The sequence below is a fragment of the Syntrophomonas curvata genome, from assembly GCF_052976825.1.
The window spans coordinates 501266-515600 of sequence record NZ_CM129641.1; the positions used below are offsets into that span (position 1 = coordinate 501266).

The following is a 14335-nucleotide window of genomic DNA, read 5'->3' on the forward strand; positions in this document are numbered from 1 at the left end:
ATAAATACGAGGAGGATGAATTAATATGGCCCATAATATATATCCTACGGTTGCTCTGGATGACTTGCCGTTCCTTAAGGGTAAAAAGCATGATTTTAACAGCGTGGCGGAGATGATAGTTGACCGGGTCAGGCTGCATCCTGACGCACCCCATATTTATTACTATGATCAGACTATAACTTATGCTCAAACCAACGAGCGCGCCAATAAGGTGGCAAACTATCTCAAAGCCCAGGGGGTAAAAAAAGGTGACGTAGTCTCGGTCATGATCCTTAATGCACCGGAAATTTATTACTCCATGTTTGGCGCCCAAAAGCTTGGAGCTGTTGCCGGAGCAATAAACTATGCCTTAAAGGGCCCGGAAATTGCATATGTCCTGGATGACTCGCAACCCAAGGCAGTCTTTGTCGGCAGTAATTTTATGAAGGACTTTGCTGCCGGTTATGCCCTGGCCAGTCATAAACCTATAGTTGTGGAAGTCAAGACTGATTCTGAACACAATGAGAATATTGCCCGGACTACGTTGGAAGAAATATTAGCCAGCTATCCGGCCGATGAGGCATTGGTTCCGCAAAATCCCGATGACCCGTTCCTGCTTCTCTATTCCTCCGGGACTACCGGAAACCCCAAAGGCATTTTGAGTTCCAACCGGGCTCAGTTGGCGGTAGTTAAATCCATCATGCATACGGGCATTTTCGAAGGCAATGACGTCATGATGATTGTTATGCCCATGTTCCACACCAATCCCATTTGTGTTTGGTCTTATACGATTATGTATGCCAGTGCCACTGTTTGCATAAGAAAACAATTTTCGCCGGCCGATTTCTGGCCTTCGGTGCTCCAGTATGGGGTAACCATTGCCATGGGGGTTCCAGCTATGTATTCCTATATTTATAACTCGGCTGATCCCGATACTATTGACCGCTCCAAGCTCAAGCTCAAATATGCGGTTTGCGGCGCAGCCCCCCTGCCGGTTGAGCTTATCAAGGGATTTAAAGACAGATTTGATGTAAATATTCTGGAGGGCTACGGCCTCACCGAAGTAATCGGACTTTCAACCCTGAATCCGCCGTTGGGGACTAAAAAGCCCGGCTCTATCGGCATGGCAGTACCGGGACAGCCTCTGGAAATTATGGATGACGGCAACAACATCCTGCCCCGGGGGGAAAGGGGAGAAATATGCACCTATGGCGAGTTCAATATGATAGGATACCTGAACAAGCCTGAGGCAACGGCCGAAACGGTAAAGAACGGCTGGCTGCATACCGGTGATGTCGGCTATATGGACGAGGATGGCTACATCTACATCGTTGACCGCAAGAAAGATATGATCAACCGCGGCGGAGAGAATATATATCCCAGAGAAATTGAAATAGCCATCGAAGCCAATCCCAAGGTTGGCGAAGTAGCGGTAATAGGCATTCCCGACCGGCATCTGGGGGAAAGAGTCAAAGCCTTTGTGGTACCCAGACCGGGAGAAAACCTGACCGAAGATGAAATTAAGGACTTCCTTAAGGACAAACTAGCCAAGTATAAACAGCCTGAATATGTGGAAGTAACTAATAATATACCCCGCAACCCGACCGGAAAGATACTCAAGCAGGAACTCAAGAAGATGGAGCAGGCCAAGGCCCGAAATGCCTAGCTAAAGGAAAGCTAAAAAAGATTTAGGGTAAAAAGGAGGCAGAACTATGAAATTAGCGATAATGGGAGCCGGATCTCTGGGAACCATAGTAGGTGCCCGTTTAAGCCAAGCCGGATATGATGTGGACCTGATAGATGTTAATGCTGCCCATGTAAAAGCTATGAACGAAAAGGGGGCCAAAATAATCGGTCTGATGGAAATGGTACAACCGGTTAAGGCTTTGACCCCCGAGGCAATGACTGAACCATATGATATCATGTTCTACCTTACTAAAACAACCCAGAATGAATCAGCTCTAAAGTATGTAGCCAAATACCTCAAACCGGATGGAGCAGTAGTCTGCATGCAGAATGGCATTCCTGAAGATGCCGTAGCTGAAGTCATTGGAAAAGACAGAGTAATAGGGGGTATCGTAGGATGGGGAGCAACCTGGGTAGAGCCGGGAGTATCCAAGCTTACCTCCAAACCGGAAAATATGACCTATGACCTGGGTGAATTGGACGGCCGGATGACTGAACGTCTGGATCAGATCAATACGATATTACAGTCAGCAGGGATACCTGAAAAACAGAGCAACTTGATTGGCATCAGGTGGACCAAGCTGACCATAAACAGTTCTTTCAGTACCATGTCCGGAGTAGTAGCCGGCACCTATGGCGATGTACTGGACAGCCCCAAAGCCCTTAAGTGTGCCGCCCACATCTGGAGGGAATCCTTGGCGGTAGCCAGAGCTGCCGATGTAATTCCGGAACCTATCCAGGGTTTCGATATCAGAATTCTTGATTGCAACAGTGAAAAAGAGTATGAAACCAAGACGCCTATATTTCACAAGTTAATAACGCCGCACCGGGGCATAAGAACCGGGATGCTCTATGACATTGAAGCAGGCCGGGAACCGGAAATCGACACCTATAACGGTATTATCTGCAAATGGGGTGAAAAACATGGAGTATACACCCCGGTTAATGCCCAGGCAGTAGAGATCATTAGAGGGATGTGGGAAGGCAGATATAAAATTGAGCCCGCCAATGTCGACCGGATGAAACTGCCCGAGCTTCCTGCCGAGTAAGCATTTATTAACGGGTGCCCGCATGGGCACCCTTCTTGTAGAAAGGGGGATAATTAATGTTTGAAGATTGGAACATACTGGTTATAGGTGCCGGTACCATGGGACATTCCATCGCCCAGGTATTTGCCGTCAACGGTTTTGCCACCACCCTGGCGGACCAGAGTAGCGAACAGTTGGGGCGCGCCCGGGAGATGATTGCCAACAATATAGCCAGTTTGATTGAAATGGGGGAGGCTACTGCGGCTGACGCCCAAAGGGCTGAGAAGCTGATAACCTATGATACCAGTTATGAAAAAGCGGCATTGCAGGCTAATCTGATAGTGGAGACTATTATTGAAGATGCAGGGGTCAAACGGGAGCTTTATAACGCCCTGGATAAGCTCTGCCCCCCGGACTGCATTCTCACCAGCAACACCTCGGCGCTTAACATATTCGATATTGCTCAGGTTTCAAATCCGCAGCGCTTGATAATTGCCCACTGGTTTAACCCCCCCCATATCATGCCGCTGGTCGAAGTGGTGCTTGGCCCCAGCACCTCCGTCGATACCCTGGAAAAGGTTAAGGCATTGCTTGTTCAGATGGGTAAAAAACCGGCAGTCATCAAACAATATGTTCCCGGATTTATTATTAACCGTATGTCGGTGGCTATAGTTCGCGAAGCGGGGTATATGGTAGGTCAGGGCTGGACAACTCCCGAGGATATAGATGCTGCCATTGTCAGTACTTTCGGCCCCCGTTATCCCTTCGAAGGGCCTTTGGAACTCTCCGACCATATAGGCTGGGATGTAGTTCAGGCAGTTACCGCCTTCCTGGTGCCGCAACTATGCAGTACTGCCGAGGGCGGAAACCCCATAGCCAATGATTTGGTGGCCCGGGGACGCTTGGGAATAAAATCCGGTAAGGGCTTAAAAGATTATTCGGGTGAGGATATGGCTCAAATTAACAAGAAGAGAAACAGCAAGATAATTAAAATGCTAAAGGCCATAAAAGAACTCGACTCTTAAAAAAATACCGCGAAGGCCCTTTGGCAGGATAATTACCATGACCCAAGGGCCTTCCGTATAATACGAGATGCCTAAGGGGCAACTTCATGTGATGCCATGAGATAAATATGAAGGAAATACTCTGCCACCGCTACCAGTATGGCAAATATGACGACAGACAGGAAGCTGACTGTAACTGCCGGCCATAACCAGGCAATTATATAGGCTATAATAGCAGCCATTAATCCATCACCTACAGCTGCAACTAAATTATTGGATGCAGGCAGAATCAGCAAGTCTCCCACCCCATAACTTAAGGCTGCCACTACCAGAGCTATTGCCAGTACTTCCAGGACACTGTTACCATTAATCAACGATAGGGTTAAAAAACCGGCTACAAAGATCATAGCGTACTTTAACAGCAAGCTCATCCATGTTTTCAAATCCTTTCACCTCCAAATAGAATTGTTTTTTATTATTTGCCCAGGGGGCGGTTTTTTATTCAGCCAATATAACGGCGTACCCTGAAGCAGAGCCTGAAACCGTTTTTTCCACGGTTTACATAAAGCATCAGCAGAGGGCAATAATATTAAAAGCGAATTCATTTCCACCGCGCTAATCAATAAAACTAATACCCGCAGGCTCAAAGGGATGATTACATGCTTTTGGTAATTATTCGGACACTAATTTTATATACCGCTACCGTCCTCCTGCTGAGGGTTATGGGAAAAAGGCAGATAGGACAACTGCAGCCTTATGAACTGGTAGTCATTATCATGATCTCCGAGCTGGCAGCCATACCTATGCAGAACACCGGAATTCCCCTGGCAAGCGGATTGATACCGATATTTATTCTGGTAGCCGCCCAGGTTCTCTTGTCTTTGATATCCCTGTACAGTGAAAAGGCCCGGGGGGTAATTTGCGGTAAACCCAGTATTGTGATTGCAAATTCCCGCATAGTTGAGGAAGAATTGAGGAGGTTGCGCTACAATCTTAACGACTTGCTGGAGCAACTGCGCCTGAAGGATGTACCTGACATCAGTGATGTTGAATATGCCATTTTGGAAACCAGCGGTCAGCTTAGTGTAATCCTCAAATCGGAGAAAAGACCGGTTATACCCCAGGACTTGAATATCAGTCCTGAATACGAGGATTTGCCCACCACCTTAATAATCGACGGTCGCGTCATCAACGAGAACTTGACCAGAGTCGGCCATGATACCAATTGGCTGCGACAGGAACTGGAAAGATTCGAAGTCAATAACATCAAAGATGTTTTCTTTGCGAGTCTTAACGCCCACGGACAGCTTTACTTTCAGCTGAAATCTTCCGCTCAAGGTGGCAATTAGATCCTATGACTCGGGGGCACAGCCCCTGGGGCGCATGCAGCTAACTATCAAAGCGGAAGGGGTGGGTAGTTGAGTGTAAGTCGTATTGAAAATTCTGCGTTAGCCATAGGAGTCAGTATTGTCTGCGTCTATTTTCCTATTAAAGGGAGCATAATCATGAGATTATTAATAACATTAGCCGCAATCCTGGGCATGGTTATCGGCATGGCAGTCTGGTTTAATCATTCACTGCAGGAAACCACCAATGACCTGAGCCGGCAGATTAGCGTGATAAGTTTGACCATAGCCCAGCAGGATTGGGAAGCGGCGGCTCAACAGAGTAAACAACTGGAGCAAATGTGGGAAGAAAAAGCCAGATGGTGGCCAGCCTTTCTGGACCATCAGGAGATGGACAATATCGAATTTTCACTGGCCCGGGTCAAAGAATATGTAATCAGCCGGGATAAGGCCCTCTCTCTGGGGCAGCTTTCTGAATTAAAACTTATGATTGAACATATTCCGAGAAAGGAAGCGGTAAATCTGGAGAATATTTTTTAGCCGGCATAAGACACAATCCTTAATACCCGCTGCCCCAATGGCTCATGAACCAGGGGTATTTTTTTGCCTGCAAACAATTACCGGATTGATATTCCGGTCAGGAAAAGGTCGCGGTTTCCCCTACTATCTTTCCGAATCCGGCCTCCAATCTTTTTTAATCGGACTGCCGCATTACGACAGCATTCCGCCTGGGTTTTAAATCCTCCTTCTGGCCTCAAGCCTTCTTCTGTTACGCATATTGACGGATACTGGCAGTTCAAGCTTAATACCTTGTGAGTTTGTGTTACAGATGGTGATACCTAAAGAGGTTACGTAACATGACAGATTGTGACAAAAAGGAGAGGGTTGGCAAAGCTGATTACAGTCGCTTGGTTTCCGGCTAATAGGGCGTTGGGCATTTCCTGCCGTCGTTGGCATGGGATTTGCGTACCAATATATTATAAGTTTTCCCCTGAGGCTCAAGATGCAGCAATAGATTAAATAATGAAAGGAGAAAGATATCATGAAACCGGATTTGAGCGTGGAAGTATGCGGGAAAAAATTCAAGAACCCCATTGTAGTAGCCTCGGCTACACCATCAAAAGACGCCTTATATATGAAGAAATGCGTGGATGCCGGCGCCGGGGGGATAATTGCCAAGACAGTTACCTACGAGTCAAAGCTACAGCATTATGTATCGCCTCGTTTTACCATATTGCATAAAAAAGGTTGGCCCCACGATTTTTCCAACTATTCCTGTGAATTCTTAGCCACCTATACCCCTGACGAATGGGCGGAAGAACTGGCTGCATCCGCCGAATACTGCCATAAGCACGACACTATATTGGTGGGCAGTATTTCCGGCAGCAGCTTAGAGATATGGGAAGACCTGGCTAAGAAGATGGCAGCTACCGGTGTGGATATGATGGAACTCAATATGGGCTGCCCCCATCCCCGCGACCTGGGCTATAAGAGCGGACAGGAGCTGGGAAGCGATCCTGAAGCTGCGGTCGAAGTGCTCAAGACAGTAACCGATGCCATTGACATACCCGTATTTGTAAAACTGACTCCAGAAGCTATCAGCCCACTGGAAATGGCCAAGAAGATGAAGGCAGGCGGTGCCAGTGGAGTAACCGCGGTCAACCGTTTTCCCGCCCTGGATATTGACATAGAGACAGGCCGGCCTTTGCTGCACGGCTCTTTTGCCGGTACCGGCGGGCCATGGATGCGTCCGATTATGCTCAAATGGGTAGCCAAAATAGCCCGGGAAGTAGATATTCCTATTTCCGCAACCAGTGGATTCTGGCAGTGGGAAGACGTGGTTAAGGCCATCATGTGCGGAGCCAGTACGGTCCAGACCTGTACCGCTTTAATGTATGGCACCCGCGGTTATAGAAAGATAGGAGATTTTATAAAGGGACTGGAGTCTTATATGGAAAGAAAAGGCTATGGCAGTATCGCTGAATTTAGGGGGATTACCCTGCCTCAGATTATTAGCTGGGATATGGTTGATAGAGAAACCAAAGCCATTTCCAAGGTAAACCCGGAGAAATGCACCGGCTGTAAAATGTGCCCGCAGTGGTGCTTCTACGATGCCATCAGCCTGGATGACGAAGGAACGGCTGAAATTGACCCCGGCAAGTGCGATGGCTGCGGCTTATGTGCTGCGTTATGTCCGGATGACGCTATCCGTATGGAAGGGCCCAAACCTGTTTTCCTGGGGGACTTCAATTAATCCTGAAATAGAAGGACATGTTGTTTGCCGACTGGGTACGGAAGGCCACAGGCATTCTCCCCAATTATAGAAATTCGAGGTGACGAGATTGCAGGATCAAATTTATTTAAAGCCGACCAATCTGAACGCAGCGCTGGATTATTTGACCGAATTCCCGGAAGCCACTTTATGGGCTGGAGGTACTGACTTAGTGGTTAAACTTGAGCATAAACGGATCAAGGTATCGGCCATAATCGATTTAACCAGGGTCCCGGAATTGAACTATATTGAGGAGACCGATGCCGGTACCGTCAAAATCGGTGCTCTGTCAAATATTAATGCAATCGAATATTCACCGCTGGTCAGGAAGGAATTCCCCTTGCTGGCGCAGGCGGCGCATTTTTTAGGCTCCTGGCAGATACGGACTCTGGCAACCATTGGCGGCAATTTGGTTACCGCCGCTCCTTCCGCCGAGACCGCCGCCCCACTGCTGGTTTTAGGCGCGACAATGGTTGCCAGGAGCAAGCAGGAGGAAAGAAGGATACCGGCGCATCTCTTCTTTAAGGGGCCTGGTCAAACTGCGCTGCTGCCGGGGGAAATCCTGAAAGAGATAGAAATACCCAAGCTGCCGCAAGGGTCTAAGAGCATTTACCTGAAAGAGAGCCTGCGGCGTTCCATGGACATTGCTCTGGCCAGTATGGGCTGTGTCCTTAAACTGGATGGAGACCAATGCCGGGAAGTTAGGATAGGATTGGGAGCGGTTGCACCGGTGCCGATGCGGGCAGATGAGACTGAAGCCCTGTTGAACGGACATATCATGACTGACGAGATTATAGGAAAAGCGGCGCTGAAGGCGGCGGAGGAGTGCAAACCAATTGATGATATACGGGCTACTGCCGTTTATCGCCGGGAATTGGTTCAGACCATGGTTCAAAAAGCCCTGATATCCTTGTGGAAGGATGGTGAAGAGCAGTGAAGCAACAGATTAATTTAACCGTAAATGGTGACAAATATGAGGTGCTGGTTGACCCGCTTACCAAATTGGTCGATGTGCTCAGAGATAATTTGTTGATAACGGGAACCAAGAAGGGCTGCGGTGAAGGAGAATGCGGTGCCTGTACCGTCATTATGGATGGTATGCCGGTAAGTTCCTGCCTGATATTAGCCGTCCAGGCCGATGGGAAATCGATCCAAACGATCGAAGGACTGGAGGATTCCGAAGGCAAACTGGATCCCATCCAGGAAAGCTTCATCAATAACGGCGCCATTCAATGCGGCTATTGCAGTCCCGGTATGATTATGGTAACCAAGGCCCTGCTGAAGATAAGCCCCCATCCCACCGAAGCCGAAATAAGAGATGCTATTTCAGGCAATCTTTGCCGCTGTACCGGCTATCAGCAGATTGTCGACGCGGTCATGGCGGCGGCGGGAAAAGAGTAAGGAGGTGGGTAATTTGGCGCTCAATAATGATTTCAGTTATATAGGCAAGTCGGTAACTCCGTATGGCGCTTGGGAAAAGGCTACCGGGAGAGCAGTTTATGTTACTGACATGAAACTGCCCGGAATGCTGTATGGCAAAATTCTGCGCAGCCCTCACGCCCATGCCCGGATTGTAAATATTGACACCAGCAAGGCCGAGGCCCTGGAAGGAGTCAAGGCAATTGTCAGCTTTAAGGATACCCCGCAGGTAAAATTCGGCCCTATGGCTACCAATGAGGATTGGTATATCTTTGCCAGGGACAAAGTACGCTTTGCCGGGGAAGAAGTGGCGGCAGTCGCGGCCGTTGACGAGGAAACCGCAGAGGCGGCGCTGGATTTAATCGATGTTACTTATGAGATTCTGCCGGGTGTGTTTGAACTGGAAGATGCCATGAAAGACGGCGCACCCTTGGTTAATGAGGGTTGGGGACGGAATATCGCCGCCGAATATCACATTGAACAGGGGGATATTGAAGCCGGCTTTGCCGAGGCGGATCTGATTCTGGAGGAAATCTTTTCTACCAGCCAGGTTTACCAGGCTTATATGGAAACTATGGCGGCCGTAGTCCGGCCGGAAAAAGATAACAAGCTGACCATGTGGCTGCCGACTCAAATTACCAACAAAACCCGCTTGACTTACGCTAAAGCCCTGGGAATATCCTCGGAAGATATTCGCGTTATCAAACCGTTTATGGGCGGGGCTTTTGGGGCCAAATTTGAGACCGTCGCCCATTTGGCCTGCGCCCTTCTGGCCATGAAAACCAAACGCCCGGTGAAAGTAGTCAATACCCGGCACGAAGATTTTGTCGCCGGTAACCCCAGGGTACCGATCAAGTATCGAATGAAAATGGGTTTCAAAAAGGATGGAAAATGTACGGCCAAGTACATGTATTTGATTGGCGGCAACGGCGCCAGAACAGTATATGGCCCGGCGATAGTGTCAACGGCCGCCTATCGCATAGATTCTTTATATACTTTCCAAAATGTCAAGGCCGATGCTTATGTGGTCTACACCAATACCGTACCGACCGGCTGTTTTCGCGGTTTCGGCAATTCGCAGTCTATTTTCGCCCTGGAGTGCATGCTGGATATGGCGGCCGAGAAGTTAGGCCTGAAACCGGAAGAAATAAGAAAAGTAAATGCGGTGACCAGTAATTATACCAACCCGCACGGTTGGAGAATAGGCTCCTGCGGACTGGTTGAATCGGTTGACAAAGCAGTGGAAGCCTTTAACAACCGGGTTTCTGAAGAGGTCAAGCCCGGCAGGCTCAGGGGCGTAGGACTGGCATGCTGTAATCATGTTTCCGGCAACCGCGGCTTTTTCCCGCCTTTCGACGGCTCCAGCTCCCTAGTGCGCATCTCCGAAGACGGCAAGATTGTCCTGTACCATGGGGAATGCGACATGGGACAGGGGCAGGACACGGCATTTGCCCAAATAGCGGCGGAAGAGCTGGGAGCCAAACTGAGTGATGTCAGGGTAGCGGAAATTGACACCCAGATTTCTCCCTTTGGCCTGGGTTCCTGGGCCACCAGAGGAACAACCGTAGGAGGCAGGGGGGTTAAGGCCGGGGCTGCTGCCGCGAAAAAAATATTATTGGAAACCGCAGCGCAAATGCTTGAGGTCGATGCAGATCATTTAACGGCCCGGGAAAGTGAAATTTATGTGACTCATCGGCCCCATTTAAGACTGACTTTCGCCGAGGTAGCCAAGAAATATGTGTTTAGGCATGGCGGCTCTGCTATTATCGGCACGGGCTATTTTGTCCCTGACACCCAGCTGCCTGATGATAAAAAATACGGAAATGTATCCCCGGCATATGTTTTCGGCACTCATATTGCCGAAGTGGAAGTAGATACCTCGACCGGACATGTGGACGTGGTCAATTATTGGGCTGCTCATGACGTAGGCAGGGTGATTCATCCCAAACTCCTGGCCGGCCAGGTTGAAGGCGGTGTAGCCATGGGGATTGGCTGGGCACTGATGGAAGATATGTTAACCCGGGACGGGAAAATCTTAAACGACGGTTTTTTAGACTACCGTATTCCCGGTTCCAATGACGTCCCCCGCATCAACAGTATTTGGGTGGAAACCGATGAACCCAACGGTCCCTTTGGAGCCAAAGGCATCGGGGAACCAGCTTTGAATCCGGTAGCGCCGGCCGTTGCCAATGCCATTTACCATGCTACCGGGGTGCGCTTTAATGAACTGCCTATTACCCCGGAAAAGATTTTAGCCGCTCTTAAAAACAAGAAATAAACATTAGTATGCATTATTCATAGCACACTGATTTTAATAGGAGGGGATCTAATGCCAAAACCGGAACTGGAATTTTTCGACCACGATCTGAACATTGCCTGGCGGCAGGTAGAGGGAGGGCAGGAAGGCATCATCGAGAAAATACTCAGCCATGACCCTCAGACGGGTTCATATACCAGGCTGCTTAAATTTCCTCCCGGTATGGTAACGACCGAAACCTTGGTTCATGATTTCTGGGAAGAAGTATATATACTCGAGGGCAGCCTGATGGACTTGAAAAAGAAGGAAACCTATATCAAAGGCATGTATGCCTGCCGTCCACCGGGAATGTATCATGGCCCCTATAACATTCCGGAAGGGTGCATGACCCTGGAAATCAGGACGTTCGAGAAATAGCAGCAACACTTTCTTAACTTGCAAGGCCCAATATACCCCTGGGTGGGGGAAATAGGGAACACACCCGGGGGTATAGGTTCTTAAATCCTCAATAAATTGAAGGGGGAAGAATAATGAATGCACTAATATGGCTTGTCGGAGGATATGGAGTACTGTTGGCATCTCATTTTATGACCAAAGAACCGATTGAACGCTTGCTGCCGCCGGATCCCAACCGGCCCACACCTGCAAGTCTGGCCGGCAACAGCAGGGACTATGCCTCAAACCATTCGGTCATAGTTGCCGGACAATATTTTATGGCTATTGCGGGTTTGTCACCTATTCTTTCGGCCATTGTCGGTCTGTATTGGGGCTGGATCCCGGCTATAGTCTGGCTCCTGCTGGGCGTCACCTTCTTAGGCACACCTACCGAATATATCCATATGATGGCTTCTGTTCGCCAAAACGGAGCTACCATGGGTGAAATAACCAGAAGCATAATCGGTGAGGGAACTGGCGTGGTGACTACTTTGGCCCTGTGGTTTTTAGGCACTATTACCTATGCTATTTTCATGACTACCATGGCCAAGACTATGGAAACCGTACCGATGGCAGCCATTCCAACCATAATGCTGACTGTTATCGCCATCTGTTTCGGTTATCTGAGGGCTTACAAAGGTATTTCAGTGGCTAAAGGAACCATCGTTTCTTTGATAGTCTGGGTTTTCTTCATCTATCTGGGGATCAAGCATCCCATTTCTCTTTCCTATAATACCTGGGTCATCATCTTGATTTGCTACACATTCATAGCCGCCTATCTGCCGGTCTGGATGATTTTGGCCCCCCGCGACTTCTTGAATTCGGGGGTTTTAGTCGGCGGTATCGGATTGATAACCATAGCTCTTTTGATTGGTATGCCCAAGTTTATATTTCCGGCCTTTGTCGGCTGGGAATCAGCCCGGGGATTTTTGTGGCCGGCAATTATGGGAACGATCACCTGCGGTGCTATAAATGCCACTCACAGCATGATGTCTGCCGGTATAGCCTCCCGCCAGCTCAGCAACGAAAAGCACGCTTTCGGGGTAGTGAGCTTCGGCACCAAGGGGGAAACCGTACTGTGTATTGCCACCATCGGCCTGATTGCCAGTCAATTCGGCTACGACGGCTTTATTTCGAGTGTCGTGACTAATGCCGGAGGGGCTTTCTCCACCGCTTTTTCCAATGTTGCCAGTCAATACATGGGGATTCCCAAGAGCATCGGCATGACAATCGGGGCCTTGACCCTTACCGGCTTCGTTATTACCACCATGGATGCCTATGCCAGGGGAGCCCGTTACTCGGTTGAAGAACTGGCCAACCACATTCCCGTTTTGGATTCTCTGCAGCTTAAGAAGCCTATCGTTTCCACCTTTTTTGTGGTCTTAGTCGGCACCCTGCTGGCATTTTATACTCCCTTCAGCCAGCTTTGGGCCGGATTTGCCTTGGTTTCACTGACCTTTGCCATATTCCCTTATGGGATTATGGTCATCAGGAAACTGGAAAGCGGGCAAGCGTTCGACGGCCATTTTTATCGCTGGATAATTATACCCGGAGCCTTCATGTGGATCAGCTCTGCGGCAGCGCTGGCATTCTTCGTGTACAGCTTCTTTGCCAAGGCGCAATTTGTTCCTGCGGGCATGTCTATTTTTATCACGGTATTGTTTGTACTGGGGACAATTCAGATCTACAATAAGATTAATCAACTCAAGAGCGGGGCTCCCATGCCGCCGAGCAATGCTGCAGTAGGGCAATGATTTGAGGGCTATAGCTTAATTAAAAGGCACAAAAAGGTCACAGGGTGGCCTTTTTGTGTTTGATTAAAACCGGAGTTATTTGCATAATTGGAAGAGCTGATGAAGCTAATTTTATCTACGCGGCGACCAAACGGAGGGTCTGGCCCCCGGAAGGCCGGTTCGCTCTAGGCTTTAGGGGGCTATGATTGGAAATGAAACGATCCTTTATACTGATGCTGATTGTACCCTTTTTGTGGGCGCTTAACTTTGTCTTCGGAAAAGTGCTGGTTGGCGTCTTGCCGCCGTTCACTATCGCCGGCGGACGTTTTACCGTGGCGGGAATAATTTTCGGCCTCTGGATCATTATCGGCCGAAAAAAATTGCCCCGGACGGATTTGCCCTTCATTTTAAATCTGGTTTTGATCAGTCTTACCAGCGTAGTTGCCTTTAACGGGATTCTTTATGTCGGGCTTAAATACACCACGGTTGCTAATGGGACCATCGTTAATTCCTTTAACCCGATTGCCACCATGCTGCTGGCCGCTTTGATCCTGAAAGAAAAGGTTACCGGCCCCCAATGCGCGGGGGCTATTTTGTCCATTATCGGGGTCTTTATAATTATTAGTGCCGGCAACCCAGGCTCACTGGCTAAATTCAATATCGGGGACATGATCATTTTCCTGAACACCTTTATCTGGGCTCTATTTTCAGTGTTAGGCAAAAAAGCCATGCAGGTATTGAGCCCATTGGAGACGATTGCCTTTACCACCTTAATGGGACTTCCTCTTTTGTGGCTGGTGAGCGCCTGGGAGGTGCATGTTTATCATGTTTCCAGCCTGCCCTGGTCAGCGGTAGGGTTGCTTGTATTTTTGGGGATTTTTGCTTCAGTCCTGGCCTTTGTTTGGTGGTATCAGGGAATAAGGGATTTTGGAGCTTCCGGAGCTGCCACTTTTTATAACCTAATCCCCCTTTATTCTTTAATAATCAGCAGCCTGTATCTGGGGGAATCAGTCTATGCCTATCATATAATCGGCGGATTGCTGATCATAGTCGGTATACTGGTATCATCTCTGTCCTTAAGCAAAGTGCGGCAGCTCGATGCCTGAGGATGCCAAATATATGAATTTATTGCAGCAGTATGGGATTATTGCGGCAGTAAATCGGAAAGAAGGGTGG

The 14335-nt window shown here is 48.8% G+C and carries 13 protein-coding genes; 12 read left to right on the plus strand and 1 reads right to left on the minus strand.

The annotated features are described in order from the left end of the window. The first annotated feature begins 25 nt into the window (after positions 1 to 25). From ACU70B_RS02310 to ACU70B_RS02320, 3 genes are read left to right on the plus strand one after another with little or no spacing between them, the layout of a single operon-like run. Complete coding sequence (locus ACU70B_RS02310) at positions 26 to 1645, plus strand: class I adenylate-forming enzyme family protein (RefSeq protein ID WP_447184750.1); 1620 nt, start codon at positions 26 to 28, stop codon at positions 1643 to 1645. A 46-nt stretch (positions 1646 to 1691) separates the two neighbouring features. Then, positions 1692 to 2714, plus strand: coding sequence for a ketopantoate reductase family protein (locus tag ACU70B_RS02315; RefSeq protein ID WP_447184751.1), 1023 nt, complete (start codon positions 1692 to 1694; stop codon positions 2712 to 2714). Between the two features lie 56 nt (positions 2715 to 2770). Beyond that, on the plus strand, positions 2771 to 3718 hold the full coding sequence (locus ACU70B_RS02320; RefSeq protein ID WP_447184752.1) for a 3-hydroxyacyl-CoA dehydrogenase family protein: 948 nt from the start codon (positions 2771 to 2773) through the stop codon (positions 3716 to 3718). 71 nt (positions 3719 to 3789) lie between these two features. Here the strand turns inward: ACU70B_RS02320 and ACU70B_RS02325 are convergent, their stop codons facing one another. After that, entirely contained in the window at positions 3790 to 4140 is a 351-nt protein-coding gene (locus ACU70B_RS02325) for a DUF2512 family protein (protein ID WP_447184753.1), read from the minus strand. A 216-nt stretch (positions 4141 to 4356) separates the two neighbouring features. Between ACU70B_RS02325 and ACU70B_RS02330 the strand changes: the two genes are divergently transcribed. The 9 genes from ACU70B_RS02330 to ACU70B_RS02370 all read left to right on the plus strand — a co-directional run bounded on the left by ACU70B_RS02330 (position 4357) and on the right by ACU70B_RS02370 (position 14265). Beyond that, a complete protein-coding gene (locus tag ACU70B_RS02330; protein WP_447184754.1) occupies positions 4357 to 5046 on the plus strand; it encodes a DUF421 domain-containing protein in 690 nt (229 codons plus the stop codon). A 156-nt stretch (positions 5047 to 5202) separates the two neighbouring features. Further along, complete coding sequence (locus tag ACU70B_RS02335) at positions 5203 to 5583, plus strand: DUF4363 family protein (protein WP_447184755.1); 381 nt, start codon at positions 5203 to 5205, stop codon at positions 5581 to 5583. A gap of 502 nt (positions 5584 to 6085) precedes the next feature. Then, positions 6086 to 7297 (plus strand): dihydroorotate dehydrogenase, encoded by a 1212-nt coding sequence (locus ACU70B_RS02340; RefSeq protein ID WP_447184756.1) that lies wholly within the window; start codon positions 6086 to 6088, stop codon positions 7295 to 7297. An 88-nt stretch (positions 7298 to 7385) separates the two neighbouring features. Further along, entirely contained in the window at positions 7386 to 8252 is an 867-nt protein-coding gene (locus tag ACU70B_RS02345; RefSeq protein WP_447184757.1) for an FAD binding domain-containing protein, read from the plus strand. Continuing rightward, complete coding sequence (locus ACU70B_RS02350) at positions 8249 to 8716, plus strand: (2Fe-2S)-binding protein (protein ID WP_447184758.1); 468 nt, start codon at positions 8249 to 8251, stop codon at positions 8714 to 8716. Before ACU70B_RS02345 ends, ACU70B_RS02350 begins: the two co-directional genes overlap by 4 nt. A gap of 13 nt (positions 8717 to 8729) precedes the next feature. Continuing rightward, a complete protein-coding gene (locus ACU70B_RS02355; RefSeq protein WP_447184759.1) occupies positions 8730 to 11012 on the plus strand; it encodes a xanthine dehydrogenase family protein molybdopterin-binding subunit in 2283 nt (760 codons plus the stop codon). Between the two features lie 51 nt (positions 11013 to 11063). After that, positions 11064 to 11408, plus strand: coding sequence for a cupin domain-containing protein (locus tag ACU70B_RS02360; protein ID WP_447184760.1), 345 nt, complete (start codon positions 11064 to 11066; stop codon positions 11406 to 11408). A 113-nt stretch (positions 11409 to 11521) separates the two neighbouring features. Continuing rightward, entirely contained in the window at positions 11522 to 13180 is a 1659-nt protein-coding gene (locus tag ACU70B_RS02365; RefSeq protein ID WP_447184761.1) for a carbon starvation CstA family protein, read from the plus strand. 191 nt (positions 13181 to 13371) lie between these two features. Continuing rightward, positions 13372 to 14265: a DMT family transporter gene (locus ACU70B_RS02370; protein WP_447185687.1), complete on the plus strand. Its 894-nt coding sequence runs from the start codon at positions 13372 to 13374 to the stop codon at positions 14263 to 14265. Positions 14266 to 14335 lie beyond the last annotated feature (70 nt).